This window comes from Neisseria sp. P0020.S003 (assembly GCF_051957095.1).
GTDB lineage: Bacteria > Pseudomonadota > Gammaproteobacteria > Burkholderiales > Neisseriaceae > Neisseria > Neisseria subflava.
In genome coordinates this window covers 122,596-141,215 of record NZ_JBQCWU010000001.1, presented here as the reverse complement: position 1 = coordinate 141,215, position 18,620 = coordinate 122,596, and the positions used below count along the sequence as shown (strand labels likewise).

16 protein-coding genes and 4 tRNA genes are annotated in these 18,620 nt (G+C 46.5%); 12 read left to right on the top strand and 8 right to left on the bottom strand.

Annotated features, from left to right (window positions below; genetic code table 11):
- The first annotated feature begins 257 nt into the window (after positions 1-257).
- The 9 genes from ACTHTQ_RS00710 to ACTHTQ_RS00670 all read left to right on the top strand — a co-directional run bounded on the left by ACTHTQ_RS00710 (position 258) and on the right by ACTHTQ_RS00670 (position 6,667).
- Positions 258-1,307, top strand: a complete 1,050-nt coding sequence (locus ACTHTQ_RS00710) for a hypothetical protein (RefSeq protein ID WP_049328892.1) — start codon at positions 258-260, stop codon at positions 1,305-1,307.
- A gap of 121 nt (positions 1,308-1,428) precedes the next feature.
- Entirely contained in the window at positions 1,429-2,277 is an 849-nt protein-coding gene (locus tag ACTHTQ_RS00705; protein WP_003684594.1) for a glycosyltransferase family 2 protein, read from the top strand.
- 6 nt (positions 2,278-2,283) lie between these two features.
- On the top strand, positions 2,284-3,108 hold the full coding sequence (locus ACTHTQ_RS00700; RefSeq protein ID WP_440362769.1) for a capsular polysaccharide synthesis protein: 825 nt from the start codon (positions 2,284-2,286) through the stop codon (positions 3,106-3,108).
- Between the two features lie 81 nt (positions 3,109-3,189).
- Positions 3,190-3,936, top strand: coding sequence for a 3-oxoacyl-ACP reductase FabG (gene fabG / locus ACTHTQ_RS00695; protein ID WP_004520427.1), 747 nt, complete (start codon positions 3,190-3,192; stop codon positions 3,934-3,936).
- Positions 3,937-4,204: 268 nt separating this feature from the next.
- Complete coding sequence (locus ACTHTQ_RS00690) at positions 4,205-6,187, top strand: cation:proton antiporter domain-containing protein (RefSeq protein WP_440362768.1); 1,983 nt, start codon at positions 4,205-4,207, stop codon at positions 6,185-6,187.
- A 69-nt stretch (positions 6,188-6,256) separates the two neighbouring features.
- Positions 6,257-6,332, top strand: a tRNA-Val gene (locus tag ACTHTQ_RS00685).
- Positions 6,333-6,365: 33 nt separating this feature from the next.
- Positions 6,366-6,442, top strand: a tRNA-Asp gene (locus ACTHTQ_RS00680).
- 40 nt (positions 6,443-6,482) lie between these two features.
- Positions 6,483-6,558 (top strand) — tRNA-Val (locus ACTHTQ_RS00675).
- Between the two features lie 32 nt (positions 6,559-6,590).
- Positions 6,591-6,667: transfer RNA gene (locus ACTHTQ_RS00670), tRNA-Asp, on the top strand.
- A gap of 289 nt (positions 6,668-6,956) precedes the next feature.
- Here the strand turns inward: ACTHTQ_RS00670 and dacB are convergent.
- Together dacB and ACTHTQ_RS00660 are read right to left on the bottom strand one after the other, a co-directional pair.
- A complete protein-coding gene (gene dacB, locus ACTHTQ_RS00665; RefSeq protein ID WP_440362767.1) occupies positions 6,957-8,369 on the bottom strand; it encodes a D-alanyl-D-alanine carboxypeptidase/D-alanyl-D-alanine endopeptidase in 1,413 nt (470 codons plus the stop codon).
- Positions 8,370-8,438: 69 nt separating this feature from the next.
- Positions 8,439-9,866, bottom strand: coding sequence for an MFS transporter (locus ACTHTQ_RS00660; protein ID WP_440362766.1), 1,428 nt, complete (start codon positions 9,864-9,866; stop codon positions 8,439-8,441).
- 136 nt (positions 9,867-10,002) lie between these two features.
- Between ACTHTQ_RS00660 and ACTHTQ_RS00655 the strand changes: the two genes are divergently transcribed.
- The 3 genes from ACTHTQ_RS00655 to ACTHTQ_RS00645 all read left to right on the top strand — a co-directional run bounded on the left by ACTHTQ_RS00655 (position 10,003) and on the right by ACTHTQ_RS00645 (position 12,736).
- A complete protein-coding gene (locus ACTHTQ_RS00655) occupies positions 10,003-10,569 on the top strand; it encodes an NADPH-dependent FMN reductase (RefSeq protein WP_070829674.1) in 567 nt (188 codons plus the stop codon).
- A gap of 146 nt (positions 10,570-10,715) precedes the next feature.
- The gene (locus ACTHTQ_RS00650; RefSeq protein ID WP_070460434.1) at positions 10,716-11,393 is read left to right on the top strand and encodes a response regulator; all 678 of its coding nucleotides are present in this window, start codon (positions 10,716-10,718) and stop codon (positions 11,391-11,393) included.
- Between the two features lie 29 nt (positions 11,394-11,422).
- A complete protein-coding gene (locus ACTHTQ_RS00645) occupies positions 11,423-12,736 on the top strand; it encodes a sensor histidine kinase (protein ID WP_440362765.1) in 1,314 nt (437 codons plus the stop codon).
- 129 nt (positions 12,737-12,865) lie between these two features.
- Here the strand turns inward: ACTHTQ_RS00645 and aroB are convergent, their stop codons facing one another.
- From aroB to ACTHTQ_RS00615, 6 genes are all read right to left on the bottom strand, one after another.
- Entirely contained in the window at positions 12,866-13,945 is a 1,080-nt protein-coding gene (gene aroB / locus ACTHTQ_RS00640) for a 3-dehydroquinate synthase (RefSeq protein ID WP_440362764.1), read from the bottom strand.
- 22 nt (positions 13,946-13,967) lie between these two features.
- Positions 13,968-14,489, bottom strand: a complete 522-nt coding sequence (locus ACTHTQ_RS00635; RefSeq protein ID WP_003682215.1) for a shikimate kinase — start codon at positions 14,487-14,489, stop codon at positions 13,968-13,970.
- A gap of 123 nt (positions 14,490-14,612) precedes the next feature.
- Entirely contained in the window at positions 14,613-16,745 is a 2,133-nt protein-coding gene (pilQ, locus tag ACTHTQ_RS00630) for a type IV pilus secretin PilQ (RefSeq protein ID WP_440362763.1), read from the bottom strand.
- A 20-nt stretch (positions 16,746-16,765) separates the two neighbouring features.
- Positions 16,766-17,308, bottom strand: a complete 543-nt coding sequence (locus ACTHTQ_RS00625) for a pilus assembly protein PilP (protein ID WP_003684527.1) — start codon at positions 17,306-17,308, stop codon at positions 16,766-16,768.
- Between the two features lie 15 nt (positions 17,309-17,323).
- Positions 17,324-17,995, bottom strand: a complete 672-nt coding sequence (locus tag ACTHTQ_RS00620) for a type 4a pilus biogenesis protein PilO (protein ID WP_003684514.1) — start codon at positions 17,993-17,995, stop codon at positions 17,324-17,326.
- Positions 17,995-18,618, bottom strand: a complete 624-nt coding sequence (locus tag ACTHTQ_RS00615) for a PilN domain-containing protein (protein WP_049328903.1) — start codon at positions 18,616-18,618, stop codon at positions 17,995-17,997. Before ACTHTQ_RS00615 ends, ACTHTQ_RS00620 begins: the two co-directional genes overlap by 1 nt.
- Positions 18,619-18,620: the final 2 nt, after the last annotated feature.

Sequence of the window (18,620 nt, the reverse complement as noted above, 5' to 3'; positions counted from 1 at the left end):
TTCTTGAATATAAACCAGTAAAATAACAACAAAAAAGATGGGGAAGAAATCCTAAATCAGAAATATAGGCATTTACAAGAAGATTCATCTTAATAACCGTTTTTAATGCATATTTCAAACTAAGTAACTTTGCCAGACTCCTGCCTGAATGAATATAAATATCAAAATTGTAAATACTGGAATTAAGTCGCCTAACTTATTGGCAACTTGATTACGAAAATACCTTTAACAAGTCCTAATCAATATAAGAAATAGTTATGAGTAAAACAATATTATTTGGAATGCCTACTGTATCCGGATTGTATAAACTAATTGATAAGAATTTAAAATACCATGGTTTTAAAGTTATTAATATTACAGAAGACTTTGAAAACTTCCGTTATCCTTCTATTTCCAGTTGGCTAAAAGTAAAATGGAGTAAATTTATTTACAAAGATATATCTGCTAAAAAAAATTTGAAATGTTCAACATTACAGAATATTATTACAGAGAAAATTAAGAATATTGGCGAATTAGACTACGCTTTATTAATTAGTGGCGACATATACAATAATGATTTTATTCAATTCCTTAATAAAATAAGTCAAAATGGTGTAGTTAATTATCAATTTGACGGTTTACATCGATTTCCTTCAATTTATCCTTTAATAAATGAATTTAATAGATGTTATGTTTTTGATTCAAATGATTTATATTATTCAGAATACCATCTCTTTCCTGCAACAAATTTCTATTTTGACTATGAGCTAGATAACCTTCCCGAAAGAACAGTAGATTTCTACTTCACAGGTGTTCATATGGACTCCCGAGCAAAAGTAATTGCTAATTTTGGACGCTATGCAAAAACAAGGAATAAGAGTACTGACATAAATATATTTTGGAAAAGATACGCAGATGGCAGAAAAATATACCCTGATGAGAGCATTACACTTATTGATAAAACAATCAGCTTTGAGGAAAATATTAAACGTGCCCAACATGCGAAAGTATTAATTGACTTTGTTATTGATAAGCATAATGGCTTATCTTTTCGCACTTTCGAAGCACTAGGAAATAAACAAAAGCTGATTACCACAAATACACAAGTAAAATACTATGATTTCTATCACCCTAATAATTTCCTAGTTTGGGATGGATATGATTTTGCACAACTAGATGAGTTTTTAGCAAAACCCTACGTTGATATTGATGAGAAAATTCGACAAAAGTACAGTTTTAAAAATTGGATTAGTTATATACTACAAATTCAACCATATAAAGAAATAAAGCTTCCAAATCCAATAGAAGATATAAAAGTCAAACCATAATGATAGGCCCATATAAAAAATCAAAAACTTACTATCATATTTTGGGATAAATGTCTTTTAAATTTCTATTAACATGGAAATTAAACTTATAATTTAACTGAAAATTAAAAACAGGGCGAAAATGCATAAACATCAACCTCTTATATCCATTATTATTCCATGCTATAACTCAGCTAATTACATTAAGGAAACTTTATCAAGTATTTATCACCAGTCTTATCAAAACTTTGAAATTATAGCTATTGATGATGGTTCAAACGACAATACCTTAGAAATTCTATATGAAGAAGCAAAAAAAGAATCTAGATTAAAAGTACTTTCACAAGAAAATACTTACTGCGTCAAAGCTCGTATTCATGCTATTCAATATGCCCGTGGCGATTACCTTGTTTGTCTAGATTCAGATGATCTTTTGGGAATAGACTATTTGAAAGTATGTGTAGATGCAGCTGAAGCTGATAAGAAATTAGCAATTGTATATACTGATGCCTTTCTTTTTGGCGCGAGAAATGAACCATGGAAGTTACCTAAATTTGCCTTACCAGACTTTTTACTGCAGAACTGCATCTATATTACCGCCTTAATCCGAAAAAAAGATTACGATGCAGTGGGTGGCTTTGATAGCAACATGACTTTTATTGAAGATTGGGAACTGTTTATTTCCATCATTAAAAATGGTGGGAAAGTCAAACAAATTCATCAACCTTTATTTTACTACCGACAACGACTCGACGAATCATCAGTGAGTAATTTAGCCTCTGATATAAAAGTCTCAGACAACCTACTAAAAATTTATAACAAACACTATGATTTTTACAAAGAAAACGGGATTTTTCTACAACTTTTAACTTCATACACACTAAAACAATATGAATTAAAACGAAAAAAATATAACAATCCTTTGAGAAAATATTTTTACAAATGGTTCAACCCTAGAAGATATCAAAAAATCCAACCCTACTTGGAGTAGTAGCTAATGAGACGAATATTAAAAAAAATATTTCATACTTGGAAAATACAACGTCAGCTTCAAACAAATTATCGTTTCATTTCAAGTAATCCTTATATATATAAATCAGAAAACTATCCAGATAGTTTTCTAAGTAAAGTTATTAAGCAAACAACATTCATAATTGACAAGGATCCCGTTTCTAGAAAAATTTACACTTTTTGGACTGGTAACAATCCAATGTCAGAATCCCGTCAATCGCATTTTGAGCTTCTGAAACTAGTTTCAGGAGTAGAAGTGGTATTGATTACTCCAAATAATTTATCAGAATATATTTTACCTGAGTATCCACTGCACCACGCATTCAAATACTTATCCTTAGTACATAAAGCTGATTATCTACGTTGCTATTTTATGCATCATTACGGTGGAGGTTATAGTGATATTAAAGCTGCTCAATACAATTGGAGTCCTGTTTTTGACACTTTAGATTGTAGTAATGCATATTTTATTGGCTATCCTGAGATTAAAGCAGAAGACTTAGCACCTGTTGAAGGTAAGATTGGCGAAGATATGCAATGTTATTTTAGTATCATAGCTGGAAATTGCGCCTATATTTTTCGCAAACAAACCCCTTTTACTCAAGAATGGTACAACGAACTATTAAATAGAATGGATAATTACGCTGAGCAACTGGAGAATAATCCTGGTAACGTTCTAGGTAATAACCCCGGATACCCTATCCCTTGGACAAATATATTAGGAGATATATTTCACCCTTTATGCTTGAAATATACTGATAAAATTCTCCTTGATAATACTTTACGTCCAAATTTGGAAAACTATCGTTAAATTAATAGCGTGGTTGACATCCAAACATTTAACTACTATTTATACAGCATGTGTTATAAATAGTATCAAAAAGGAAACAGCATGAGTACACAAGATTTGAGCGGCAAAATCGCTTTGGTAACCGGCGCATCGCGCGGTATCGGTGCGGCAATTGCCGATACTTTGGCTGCGGCCGGTGCAAAAGTTATCGGCACAGCCACCAGTGAGAGCGGTGCGGCTGCAATCGGCGAACGCTTGGCACAATGGGGCGGCGAAGGCCGTGCATTGAATTCTGCCGAACCTGAAACCATCGAAAACCTGATTGCCGACATCGAGAAAGAATTCGGCAAACTGGATATTCTGGTCAACAACGCCGGCATTACCCGCGACAACCTCCTGATGCGCATGAAAGAGGAAGAATGGGACGATATCATGCAGGTTAACCTCAAATCCGTCTTCCGCGCCTCCAAAGCCGTATTGCGCGGCATGATGAAACAGCGTACCGGCCGCATCATCAACATCACTTCTGTTGTCGGCGTGATGGGCAATGCCGGTCAAACCAACTATGCGGCCGCAAAAGCAGGCTTAATCGGCTTCTCCAAATCTATGGCGCGTGAAGTCGGCAGCCGCGGCATTACCGTCAACTGCGTTGCCCCCGGCTTTATCGACACCGATATGACCCGCGCCCTGCCGGAAGAAACCCGCAAAACCTTTGAAGCGCAAACTTCTTTGGGCAAATTCGGTGAAGCGCAAGATATTGCCGATGCAGTCTTGTTCTTGGCTTCTGATCAGGCAAAATACATTACCGGTCAGACACTTCATGTCAACGGCGGCATGTTGATGCCTTAAACCGTTTGTTGATTTAAAGGCCGTCTGAATATTTCAGACGGCCCTTTTTGTCAACCAAAACACTACTTTACATTCTATCTTGATATAATCTTAATAATCCGTTAGATAACGCTCGAAACAGTAAGTCCAAATAAGCATGATACGGGAAATCAAATCGCAGAAATAAAGTTCGTTCTGTGCGTTTTTATTTGGGTTTGCTGTCGGTTTTCGACGTGTTTCAGACGGCCTATATAACAATAGCTACTTTTAACGAAAGGCCGCCCACTCTATGCACGAATTCTCCCTCGGTCCGATTGTCATTGTCCTGTTGGTTTCCGTCATTACGGTTATCTACTGTCGCAAGTTCAACATTCCTTCCATGCTCGGTTATCTTTTGGTCGGTTTTATTGCCGGTCCAGGTATGTTCAAACTGATTCCGCAAAGCCACGCTACCGACTATTTGGGAGAAATCGGCATTGTGTTCTTGATGTTCAGCATCGGTCTCGAATTCTCCCTACCCAAACTCAAAGCCATGCGCCGCCTCGTATTCGGCTTGGGCGGTTTGCAAGTCATCATTACCATGCTCTCGATTATGGGCATTTTGATGGCAATGGGCACGCCGTTTAACTGGGCGTTTGCCACTGCGGGCGCACTGACCATGTCGTCCACCGCCATCGTCAGTCGCATTCTGTCGGAGAAAACCGAGCTGGGTCAGCCGCATGGTCAAATGGCCATGGGCGTTTTGCTGATGCAAGATATTGCCGTTGTACCGCTGATGATTCTGATTCCGGCACTTGCTGGCGGCAGCGAAGGCAACTTGTGGGTAGAGTTGGGCTTGGCCGGTTTGAAAATGTTGCTGACCTTGGGCATTTTGTTCGTTATCGGCAGCCGAGTGATGTCGCGCTGGTTCAGACTGGTTGCCAAACGCAAATCGTCCGAACTCTTCATGATCAATGTTTTGCTGGTTACTTTGGGCGTGGCCTATCTGACAGAGCTTGAAGGCCTGTCTATGGCATTGGGCGCATTCGTCGCCGGCATGTTGCTTTCCGAAACCGAATACCGCATTCAGGTAGAAGACGACATCCGTCCATTCCGCGATATCCTGCTGGGCTTCTTCTTCATTACCGTCGGCATGAAGCTGGATATTCAGGCACTGATCGGCAACTGGCAGCAAATCCTGATTTTGTTGGCAATCTTGTTGGTCTTGAAAGCACTGGTCGTCTTCATCATCGCTTTACGCATGAAAAACCCTGTGGGCGACAGCCTCAAAAGTGCGCTTTATTTGGCACAAGGCGGCGAGTTCGGCTTCGTGATGCTGGCCATTTCCAGCAAAATCAATATGGTTTCGCCCGAATTGGAACAAGCAGCCACTGCAGCCGTCTTGCTCTCCATGATTGCCGCGCCATTCATTTTAGGCAGCAGCAATGCCATCGTCAGTCGCTTCGTTAAATCCGACTGGGACATGAAAGCCTTGGACTTACACTCCATGCTGGTGGAAACCATGAGCAAATCCGAACACGTCCTGATTATCGGTTTCGGACGCGGCGGTCAATCGGTTGCCCGTGTATTGGCGCAAGAAGGCATCCCCTACTTTGCCCTTGACTTGGACATTGCCCGCGTACAAGTGGCACGCAACGCAGGCGAACCGGTTTCCTTTGGCGATGCCAAACGCCGTGAAGTCTTGGAAGCCGCCGGCTTGGGGCGCGCCAAAATGGTGGTCATCACGCTGAACAATATGCACGAGACCCAACATGTTCTCGGCAACATCATGTCCATGCATCCGAGCATGCCAGTTTATGTTCGCGCCACCAATGACGATTACGTCAAAACCTTTACCGAAATGGGTGCGGAAGAAACCGTCTCCGATACCAAAGAAACCAGCCTGGTTCTGGCAAGCTATGCCATGTTGGGCCACGGCCTCTCCTACAACCATGTTTATCAAACCATAACCCACATCCGTCACAGCCGCTATGCATCTTTGCAAGACTTGTTTGTCGGCAGTGATGATGACAGCTTTTCCGACGAAGACAGCAAGGCCGTATGCCGCCATGCCTTCCCATTGCAAGGCGAAGCACACGCCATCGGCAAAACCATCCGCGAATTGCCATTGGCAGCACATTATCTGAAACTATTGTTTATCCGCCGCAATACCGGAAAAATCCAAGACCTTGACCCTGATTTTGTTCTGGAAGCCGGTGATATTTTGGTTGTCGCAGGCAAGCAGGAAGAAATTATTTCCTTTGAAAACTGGTGCTTGCAGGGAGATATCTAATTATCGGCAAATAAATCTTGCGCGCATCAGGATTTTTTGGTTTAATAGCGTCTTCGCAATTTTGCGCATGGGTGATTAGCTCAGTTGGTAGAGCGTCTGCCTTACAAGCAGAATGTCGGCGGTTCGACTCCGTCATCACCCACCAAGTTTCTTTTTCATTGTCTTTGACAGTGGATGCGCGGTGGTAGCTCAGTTGGTTAGAGTACCGGCCTGTCACGCCGGGGGTCGCGGGTTCGAGCCCCGTCCGCCGCGCCATCATTTAAAAATACTAATTCTTCAGTATCTCCCTTTTTTCGGGTGATTAGCTCAGTTGGTAGAGCGTCTGCCTTACAAGCAGAATGTCGGCGGTTCGACTCCGTCATCACCCACCACTTTCCTTTTCATTGTCTCTGACAATGGATGCGCGGTGGTAGCTCAGTTGGTTAGAGTACCGGCCTGTCACGCCGGGGGTCGCGGGTTCGAGCCCCGTCCGCCGCGCCATCAAGTTAAAAATAAAAATACCGGTTTTTACCGGTATTTTTTTCGTCTGTATCCTATGCCTTTTTATAAAAAATCGAGCTTTTTAGATAGTATAAACAGGACAACACAATAAAGCAGACATATGGTTTGAATCCTGAAAGACCATCCGCCTCAAGCTGATTCACACCAAACGCTTATTTATCAAATCCCTAAATCATCTTCCAAAATAGACATCAATACTTGCCTCCCCTTCTTACACAAAGGCCGTCTGAAAACGTCAATACATTTTCAGACGGCCCTTTTTAGCTTATCAAGCCTGATACCTGATCATACAGGAAGCTTTAGCATCAATCCAATGTTCACCACCGGGCTGTACAATTTTAGACACCAGCTTATCCAAGTCGCGTAAATAATCGGTTGATTTTTGGCTGTTGATAATGACGACAACCAGCAACGGCTTTTCGCCCAACCAATACCCTGCCAATGCACGGACATCTTTAAGCGTACCGGTTTTGAGGCGCAGGTTTTCACCGGGCTGTTTCAAGCGTGTTTTAAGCGTGCCGTCTTTACCGGCAATCGGCAGCGTACTGATAAACTCGTTTTTAAACGGGCTGAAGTAGGCTTTTTCCAACATTTGCGCCATCATTCGCGCATTGAGCCGTTCTACGCGAGACAAGCCTGAGCCGTTTTCCAACACCAGCCCTTCCGTATTGATACCGGCAACCTCCAGCTCACTTTTTACGATAGAGGCTGCCTTAGTCTGCGCCAGCTTGTAATCAGACATGTTTCCGGCAAATTTAAGGAAAACCGAACGGGCAATCAGATTATTGGAATGCTTGTTCATATCGGTGAGGATATCGGCAAGCGGTTTGGAGAGATGGCTTGCCAACACATGCGCGTCATGAGGCGCAACACCTGTCGTCAGGCCGTCTGAAACCGTACCGTCTTGTTGACGCCATTGGTTCACAAAACTTTTGCCGACATATTCTTTCATGCTGTACATATTCAGATACAGCTCTTGACCCAAGCAGCTTTCCGGCAGCTTGCCCGACACGGTCAGCGTATTGTTTTTATAGGAAGTCTTCATGTGGTTTTTTAAAACACTGCACTTCCCTGCTTTATTCTCAAGCGTCAATTTGTTTTGAATATTCAGATTCGGCAGCGGCGGATTGGTACGGATGACCAAGTTTCCGTCTTCCCCTTTTTCAGCACGGAGTTCAACGGTTTTATACGCCAACATATTGGGATCGGGTGGAGTCATAAAACTTTCGGCAGAATCGGAAGCAAAATCATCCGGATTCTTCACATCGCCCCACAGGCTGCGGTCGAGTATCAGATGTCCGTCAATATGGCGTATGCCCTTATCGCGCATCTGTTGCTGCATTTGCACCAGATCATGCTGGTCAAACACAGGATCGCCGCTCCCCACCCAATACACGTTGCCTTTCAACGTATCGCCTTTGATTGGGCCGTTGGTTTTAAACTCCGTTTTCCAACGATAATCGCCGCCCAGCATACGAAACGCGGTAAACGCCGTTACCAGCTTCATCGTCGAAGCAGGATTGCGCAATTCATCGGCACGGTGTTCGGCAATCACTTTGCCGCTGTCCAATTCCTGCACATAAACGGAAATTTCATTTTCAGGAATACGCCCGAAATCCAAAGCCCATGACGGACAAACCGCCATCATCAGGCCAACTGATAAAATACTTTTAAATTTCATTGCATTACAAAATCTTATAAATTCTTACGAGGTACTTAGGCCGTCTGAACGTTTCAGACGACCTTTTATTTATTTCTGATGCGCTTTCAAACGCAAAGCAAACATGACGACCACAACACCGACAACCAAAGCGCAACCCATCGCCAAATGGATACCGTCCAGCATTGCCTGTTGCGGCATATCTGCACTGGAAAGTTTCTCACCGATATTGGTTGCACCGACGAAAAACGCCGCGCCGATGGCACCGGCAATCGGGTTGATGGTAGTCAGAATCGCCGCACCGTGCGGATTGAGCGTTTTCGGCAACGCATTCAGACCATGGGTTTCGCCGGTTACGCAAGCAGACACGGAAAGCGCCAACAGCGTAAACATCGCCGTCAACATTACCACTTGCGTATCAATCCGCAGAAACAGCCACAATACCGCCAGCGACACCACCAGCATCACTGTTGCCGGCAAGACGACAAAACGTCCGCCCTTTTTGTCCAACAATTTGCCAAACAACGGCGCGGCAACCGCTTGGGCAATACTGGCAGGCATCAGGATCAGGCCGGTTGCCGTACCGGTCAGCATTAACACTTGCTGCGTGTACATCGGCACCATCAGTTCCAAGCCTAAGAACAGGAATACCGCACCAGCTAAAATCACAACGCAATATCTGAACTGTTTGTATTCAAACGCACGAAGGTTCAACAACGGCGTAGCCAAACGGAATTGACGGTGCGCAAACCAACCCACCAGCACAACGGAAGCGGCAAAGAGCAGGATAAATTCCACCAACGGCATATGGGCAAAATTACTGCTCGCATAAACCAGCCCGCCGAAGCCCGCAATCGACAGCACAGCCGACAACATATCGATTTTCGGACGGCTGATGTTGCTCAAATTGACCGTCAAATATTTGCCCACCAGCACCATCGCCGCCAACATAAACGGCGCAGTAAAGCCGAACAACACGCGCCAATGCGTATGGTCGATGATGATGCCCGACAGCGTCGGCCCCATTGCAGGCGCGGCGGTAAACATCATGGTAATCACACCCATCGCCGTTCCGCGCCTGTTGGGAGGGAAAATCGACAATACGCCGTTAAACAGAAGCGGGACAAAGAACGCGGCAGACACTGCCTGCACCATCCGACCGACCACCAATACGCCAAATGTCGGTGCAAACGCGCAAATCAGCGATCCTGCTAAAAACGTTGCCTGCGTAAACAGCACCATTTTGCGCGTTTCAAACCATTGAATCACGCCTGCCGTAATCGGCGTAAATGCCCCCATCACCAGCAAAAAGCCCGTCGTCAGCCATTGAACTGTGGTCTTATCGACACCGAAATCCTTCATAATCGGCGTGAGCGCGACATTCAACAGCGTATCGTTGAGATAGCCGAAAAATGCGCCGATGAATAAGGTGGCGACAATGGTTTTAGCAGGAAAGTCGGGATTGTCGGCATAGTATTCGTGTGCCGTTTCGCCCTCTTGTGAATCAGAAGCGTGCATAATAATTTGAAATATCAGCGAGACCGTTATTTTAGCATAAACCATTTTGACAGGCCGTCTGAAACCTTGACCGCTTCCCCAGATAACACTAAAATTTAGAATTGTTTTCATTTTTATTATTAAACAGGAGAAAAGCATGTCAAAGAAAGTCAGCATCTTGGTCGGCAGTCTGCGTAAAGGCTCGTTTGCACGCAAAATCGCACAAAACGTCATTCCCATGTTCCCCGAAGGCTACGAAGCGCAAATCGTCGAAATCGGCCATTTGCCTTTGTACAACTTCGACTACGACGATCCTGCCGTTACCGACTTCCCTACTCCGTCCAGCTATACCGAATTCCGTGAAACCATCAAAGCCTCTGCCGGCGTATTGTTCGTGACTTCCGAAAACAACCGTACTGTCCCGGCCTGCCTGAAAAACGCCATCGATATCGGCTCCAAACCCAATGCCGATGTTGCCTGGAAAAAAACACCTGCCGGTATCATCAGCCATTCAGTCGGCAAAATGGGCGGCTATAGCGCGCAAAAAAATCTGCGCCTTGCCCTTTCGTATTTCGATATGCCGCTGACCGGCCAACCGGAAGTGTTCCTCGGCAACTCGCCTACCCTGTTTGACGACAACGGCCAGCTCATCGAATCCGCGCGCGGCTTTGTTCAAGGCTATATCGACCAATTGGTCGCCTTGATTGAGAAAAACCCTAAATAATCGGGATTGAAGCATACAGGCCGTCTGAAAAACAAAATTTCAGACGGCCTCATCTTTTGCAAAAAATCAGTTTTTCGACAGTTCCTAAATTTTTACTAATTGAGTGCGGTTATAATCACTATCCGCCCATCCTCCGGAGAACTTCCATGCGCGTATTATTGGTTGAAGACGATGCCATGATTGCCCAAGCCGTCAGTGCCAACCTGAAAGACACCGGCTACGCTGTCGATTGGGTCAGCCGCGGTTCGGAAGTTGCCGCAGCAGTGGCGGCGCAAGCATACGATTTGCTGCTCTTAGATTTGGGTTTGCCCGGCAAAGACGGTTTGGACGTATTGGCGCAAATCCGCAACGGCGGCTGTACCGTTCCCGTCTTAATCGTGACCGCGCGCGACGATTTGCACAGCCGCCTCAACGGCCTAGACGGCGGCGCAGACGACTACATCGTCAAACCCTTCGACATGGCAGAACTGCAAGCCCGTATGCGCGCCGTATTGCGCCGACACGGCGGACAGGCGCAAACGCTACTGAGCAACGGCATCATCACGCTCAACCCTTCCACCCATCAGGCAGAAGTGGTCGGGCAGGAACAGGCCATCATGCTCAGCAACAAAGAATTTGCCGTCCTCCAAGCCCTGCTACTGCGTCCGGGCATGATTCTGTCGCGCAGCGATTTGGAAGATAAAATCTACGGCTGGGGTGAAGAAGTCGAAAGCAACGCCGTTGACTTCCTGATTCACGCCTTACGCAAAAAACTCGGCAAAGAAGCAATTCAAAACGTCCGCGGGGTCGGCTGGCTGGTTGCACAAAACAACCAGGCCGTCTGAAAAACCACAACAATATCAACACACAAACCATGCAACGCCTTATCCACACCATCAAACAATCCCTGCAAGTTAAGATCAGCCTCGCCCTGATCTGTATGCTCCTGCCCCTCTCCATTCTTGCAGGCATATTTTCATATTACGATACTTATCACGAAACCCAAGAGGTTCAAGACGACCTGTTGCGCCAAGTCGCGAACTATCTCGACCCGAGCGATGCCGATGACGAGAAACACTCGCTCGACAACGACAACAAGATTTCCGTTCAATTTCCCAATACGCCCAACCCCATTGTCAGCCTGCCTGAGCAGATTTCAGACGGCCTGCACACCATTCAGGCCGATGACGACGACGATTACTACCGCGTTTATACCCGCAACACCAAGCAAGGCCGCATCGCCGTCATGCAGGAAAGCGACTACCGCGAAGAACTGGCCGAAATGGCCGCCGTGCAGAGCATCCTCCCCATGCTCCTCGCCCTACCCCTGATTATCCTGCTCACCGTCTGGATTACCCACCGCGCCATGCGTTCCGTCAAAACCCTGTCCAACGATTTGGAACAGCGCCAAATCAACGACCTCTCGCCGATGGACACGCAAGACATTCCCAGCGAAATCCAAGGCTTTGTCGTCGCCATCAACAACCTGTTGCAACGTACCGATGAAAACGTCCGCCAACAGCAACGCTTTATTGCCGATGCCGCACACGAATTGCGCAGCCCCATGACCGCCCTTTCCCTTCAGGCAGAACGGCTCAACAATATGCAGCTGTCCGCCGAAGCGCGCGAGCAGTCCGCCCTGTTGCAACAAAGCATACAGCGCAACCGCCACCTGCTCGAGCAACTCCTTTCCCTCGCACGCGCCCAAGCCCCCGAAACCCAACGCCCCAAAACCCTGATCAGCCTGCAAAACCAGTTCCGCCGCGTCTTGCAGGAACTCATGCCGCTGGCGCTGGCCAAAGGTCAAGACATCGGCGTCGCCGTTGAAAACGACTGCCAAATCCACGCCGACGACACCGAAATCTACACCCTTATCAAAACCTTTACCGACAACGCCATCCGCTACACCCCCAAAGGCGGCCGCATAGATTTGGGCTTTGACGAAACCGCCGAATACCTCAACATCTGGGTGGAAGACGACGGCCCCGGTATTCCCCCAAGCGAGCGCCAACGCGTTATCGACCCCTTCTACCGCATTCTCGGCACCGAACAACAAGGCACCGGCCTGGGGCTGTCCATCGCAAACACCATTGTCAAACGCCATCAAGGCCGTCTGAAACTGGCCGACAGCCGACGCTTTGACAGCGGCTTGCTGATTATTGCCGAGTTGGATAAAAAGACACTTTAAATAATCGACCCGCTCAAATTGGTTTATCTAGCTTTAATCCGATAAATGAAAACGTTTTAAAACCAAAGGCCGTCTGAAAATACCTTTCAGACGGCCTTTTTATATTTTAAAGCAACCCTCATTCATTCCTCACAAATACGGCTGCAAGGTTTGGCGGAGGATTTCCATATCGGTAATTTCGGTGATATTGGCTTTGCCCAAGTATTCCAAACCGACAAAACGCATGATGCCGCTGCTGACTTTTTTGTCGTGGCTCATGTGTTCAATCCATTTTTCAAAGGAGAAAACAGGCGGCGCAGACGGAAGGGAGGCGGCTTCCATTAAAGCGGCAATGCGGTCGGTATCGGCTTGTTGGGTTTTACCCAAAATTTGCGACAAACGGGAAGCAAGGACGCAACCGGCGGCAACGGCTTCACCGTGCAGCCATACGCCGTAGCCCATTTCGGCTTCGATGGCATGGCCGAAAGTGTGGCCGAGATTAAACCATGCGCGGATGCCCTGCTCGGTTTCGTCTTGGGCAACAATATCAGCCTTCATTTTGCAGCAATGATAAACGGCTTCTGCCATTTTTTCTTGATGTTGCGCCATCAGGTCGGCCATATTTTCTTCCAACCAGGCAAAAAATTCAGCATCGCCCAATGCGCCGTATTTGATGACTTCCGCCATGCCTGCGGAAAGTTCGCGTTGCGGCAGTGTTTGCAGGACGGTCAAATCGGCCAGCACGGCTTGCGGTTGGTAGAACGCACCAATCATGTTTTTACCGAGCGGATGGTTGATAGCGGTTTTACCGCCGACCGAGGAATCGACCTGACTGAGCAATGTGGTCGGCACTTGGATAAAAGGTGCGCCGCGCTGATAAGTCGCCGCGGCAAAGCCGACCATGTCGCCTATCACGCCGCCGCCCAAAGCGATTAAAGTGGTTTTGCGCTCGGCACGGTTTTGCATCAAGCCATCGTAAATCAGGTTAAGCGTCTGCCAGTTTTTATATTCTTCGCCGTCGGGAAGGATGATGCTGAAATGCGGCACGCCCAGTCTGTCTAAGGCCGTCTGAAGCTGTTTGAGATAAAGCGGCGCAACGGTTTCGTTGGTAATGATGGCCGCTTTTTTGCCTAAATAGGGCTGAAGCAGTGTATCGGCCTGCTCAATCAGTTTATGCCCGATAAAGATGGGGTATTGATGGGACGGGGTTTGGACAGTCAGGGTGCGCATGGGGTTCCTTTGCAAAGCGTATTTACTCGCCTAAAGCCTGTATCAGGCGTTTGAGCGTTTTGTGACAGCTGTCGGATTCGATGACGAGATGTGCGGTTTGACGGTACAGCGTATCGCGTTGGTCATACAGCTCTTGCAGTTTGGCCAAAGGGTTGGCAACTTGCAACAGCGGCCGGTTGCTGTCGTAACGGGTACGCTCCAGCAAGGTTTCGGGGCTGGCATGCAGATAAACAACCGTACCGTTTTGGCGCAAAATCTGCCTGTTTTCACTGCGCAATACGGAGCCGCCACCGGTCGATAAAACGATGTTGCGCCGGGAAGCGAGCTTCTTCAGCATATTGGTTTCACGGTTGCGGAAGCCTTCCTCCCCTTCCATCTCAAAAATGGTCGGAATGGATACGCCCGAAGAAGTGCAGATTTCGTAGTCGCTGTCGTAAAACGGGCATTCAAACATTTGGGCAAGCTGCTTGCCCAAAGTGGTTTTCCCCGCGCCCATCAGCCCGATTAAAATTAAATTGCCGTTGATTTTTTCCATGTGGGTCATTTTATACGATATGGTGGTTTCGTGGAAAAGTTCGTCGTTTTTCAGACGGCCTTTTCTTCTCTGGCCGTCTGAAAACCAAAACAGGCATACCTTTGCAGATATGCCTGTTTGTCATTTTAAAAATCAGTAACGCAGATTGTTACCCACATTATCCATAATGCGCGGCGTGATGAAGATCAACAGCTCACGGCGGTTTTCACGTTTGCCGCGTGATTTGAACAGATTGCCGACAACAGGGATATCGCCCAAAACAGGTACTTTGTTCACCGCATTGGTGCTTTCTTCCTCGTAAATACCGCCGACAATCAGCGTGCCGCCATCTTCAACCATGGCTTGGGTATTCAAGTGTTTGGTGTTGATACACTTGGTCATCAGAGAATCTACGGTACAGTCGATCGGGGTATCGCGATTAATCTTCACAGTCATGATAATTTGACCGTCAGGCGTAATGTTCGGCGTTACGGTCAAGCCCAAAACGGCTTTCTTGAAGGTAATCGAAGTCGCACCGCTGGAAGAAGCCTCTTGGTAAGGAATTTCCGTACCGGATTCAATTTTGGCTTCTTTACGGTCTTGTGTCAGCACGCGCGGATTGGAAATGGTTTTGCTCTTACCTTGTTCTTCAGACGCACTGATTTCCAAGCCCAATGCGCCGGACGAGAACGCACGCACCAGCGCAATGCTGTTGACTGCGGCTGCGGTCGGCAGACTGACATTCGGATCCAAAGTCCATTTGCGGTAGCCTACGTCGCCACGGTTAAACGAGGCATTGGTATTGTAGTTGGTTTGCGCATTGCTCCAGTTGCTGCCCCATGCCGTACGGCCGATCGCACCACCGGAACCGAATTTAACGCCCAAGTTGCGGAAGAAGGTATCTTCAGCTTCCACAATACGCGCTTCCACCATCACTTGACGGGTTGGAACGTCCAATTCATCAATCAGTTTGCGGAATTTCTCAATCACGCCACGGTTGTCGGTCACAATCAGCGTATTGGTGGCCGGATCGATTAAGGCGCTGCCTCGGTTGCTCAACAGAGTGTTGCGGGTGTTGGAATTATTGCTGTCGTATTCTTCCAAACGCAGAATTTTGCGGAATTCATCCACGTTTTTGTATTTCAACTGGAAGGTTTGAGAATACAGCGGACCCAATTCGGCAATCTCTTTTTCAGCCTGCAAGAAAGCTTTGTCTTTTGCCAACAATTCATCGCGAGGTGCGATATTGATAATGTTGCCTTGACGGCGCATATCCAAATTGCGCGCCTGCATAACCAAGTCTAAAGCCTGATCCCAAGGTACATCTTTCAGGGACAAAGTCATAGTGCCTTTGACGGTATCGCTGGCAACAATATTCATGCCGGATTCTTTTGCCAAAATCTGCAAGATGGTACGAACTTCTACATCTTGGAAATCCAAAGAAATTTTACGGCCTTTGAACGATTTGTTCGCATTGTGGTTTAAGCCGCCGGATTCGGTATTGGCGGCTTTAGGCGATACTTCAAATACAAAGCGTCCGGAAGAAGCTTTGGTATTGATGTCCCAATTCGCATTATTGTTGCGGATAATAAGCTGGGTAGAATTGCCGATACGTTTGAGCGTAACGTTTTGTACAGGTGTATTAAAGTCAGCCACATCCAAACTGCGTTGCGCTTGTGTCGGCAAAGTATGGTTTTTCAATGTCACAACCACGCGGTCGCGCTGCTGTTTAATATCCGGCTGTCCGCTGAAACCAGGGGCGGACAATTCAATAATGCCGGAATTGCGTGCGCCTTTGCGGAAATCGATATTGGCTGCTGAAACGGCTTGATAAGTCTGAGCAGCGCGCGCGGTAGACGGAGTAGCCGCACGTTCATTTGCAACGGCCGCATTGGTTTGATCAGTAGATTCGTTTACAAATACCCAAACTTCGTTGCCGCGAATCTCAGTATTGTATTGGCTGATTTTGTTCAAACCCAAAACCACGCGTGCACGGTCATTGTTTTGCGCCGCAGTAATTTGATTCAGCAATGGGTCGGCATATTCCAAAACAGGCTGAGGCAAACGGATATTGGTGTTGGCAAAATCCAATGCGATACGCGCCGGAGTAGATGTTACAAAACCATGAGGTGTGGTGACATCTTTGTCGAAACGGATTTTGATGATTTTTTGGTTGTCAGGCAAAGTAGAAACGTTAATATCGGTAATATTGCCTGCAAAGGCCGTCTGAACAGCGAGGGCAACGCTGAAGCCGGCAAATAATTTTGTCATGTGCTTGGTTTTCATAATCGAGTGAGACCCCTAAATTAATTTGAATTCGAACTATCTGAGCTATTGGAAGAATCCGCCTCTTTACTGCTCAATGGCAATTCGGCCTTCCGGTACACCCAGTTGCCGTAGCTGTCTTCAACTTGCTCGGTCAAGATAATTTTATCTTCAGTAATACTTTGGATTCTGCCATAATTCTGACCGATATAGTTTCCGGGATAAACGGTATAAACATGGTCGTTGACCTTGATAAATCCGGAAACTTTGCCGCCGCTTTGAAGCGTTCCGACAAAGGCCATGTTTTCCAAACTGAAGGCTTCCAATGTTTCTTTCGGACGGTTCACATCCGGCGCATTGCCGCCTTTAGGAGCAGTGTCCAAACGGCGTGAATCAAACGCATTCATGCCTTTAAAGTTCGGCGGGCTATATGGCTTAGGCAATGTAACCGTCGGCTCTTCAAACGGAATAATCTTGGATTTTGCTTCCTGACGGGTTTGCGTCATCCATTGAGTCAAATCTTCATAGCTTTGCGTACAGGCTGCCAAGGGAAGAAGACTTAAGAGTAAGATGATTTTTTTCATGATTTCCCTATTCTTTTATTTTTGCTCATTCTCGGCAGGTTTGCCTTCTTCTTGTGCCTGTTGCGCAGCCAATTCGGCAGCAATCTCTTCGGCCGGACGGGCTTTGTAAGTCGTCGCAATCGCACTCAATGTCAACTCGCCTTTATTGCCTTTGCCTTCTTTGTCCTCGCCTGCGTTCACGAGTTTCAAAGAATCTAACGTAATAATGCGCGACAAATCGCCTACATCACGGGTAAATTGGCTGATTTGAGAGTATTTGCCCGTGATGGAAATCTGATACGGCAGTTTTTGAATCGGACCATCGTTTTCAGGTTGGAGCGGTGCAACGCTGTCCAAACGCAGTCCGTTGGTTGAACCTGCCTGATGCAGCTCTTGAATCAGGTTCGGAATTTCCGCATCAGTCGGCAGTTGTTTCAACAAAACGTCAAATGCAGAACGGATAGAAGCCAATTCAGCCTTCAAATTGTTCAAGCTTGCCGCCTGAATGCTTTTACGCGTAAAGGTTTCCTTCAGTTCTGCTTCTTTGGCTTCCTGCGTATTCAAGGTTTCAATCTGATCTTTAAATACGCCGACATAGCCCAACGCCAACATACCGACAATCAACAAACCTCCCAGCAAAAGTTTTGAAGGCATATTGAGCAGGTACAGGTTTTGTACGTCCAATTGTTTCAGGTTTTTAGATGCCATTATTGAGCCTCCGGAGCAGGTTCTGCCACAGGTTCGGCTATTTCACTGCTGCTTTGTGCAGTCGGTGCAGGAGCCGGCGTATTCACTTGGTTGATTGAAGATTTCAAAGTAAATTCTTGGTAGTTATCTACTTTTTTGATGCTCAACAATTCAGGCTGCAAGAAAATACCTGTACTTGGCAGGGAGCGCATCATAACGGCGATTTTATTGTCGCTGACGGCATGGCCGCTAATTTTATAGCTGGTCGGGCTTTCTGCTTCCAACGCAGTCAAATAAGTATTATCGGGCGTAAGCGCATTCAAAGAATCAAGGATATAAGCTGCTTGATAGCGTTTTTCCTGCAACTCTTCCACTTTCAGCTTCTTGGCCAAGAAGGCTTCTTTTTCTTGCTGAAGTTTATCGATTTCGCCCAATTCTCTATCAAGTCTGTCGATTTCGGTTTGCAGGAAGTTGTTGCGGCCTTCTTGATTGCTGATGGCGCTATCAATACCGAGATAGGTAGCGGCTGCCAAGCCCAAACCCACTGCAAAAGCGCCAAGCATCAATACTTTGAATTGCTGCTGCTTGCGCTGTTTAATCTCTTCCCGATACGGAAGAAGGTTGATTCTGGTTAATTCGATCATGT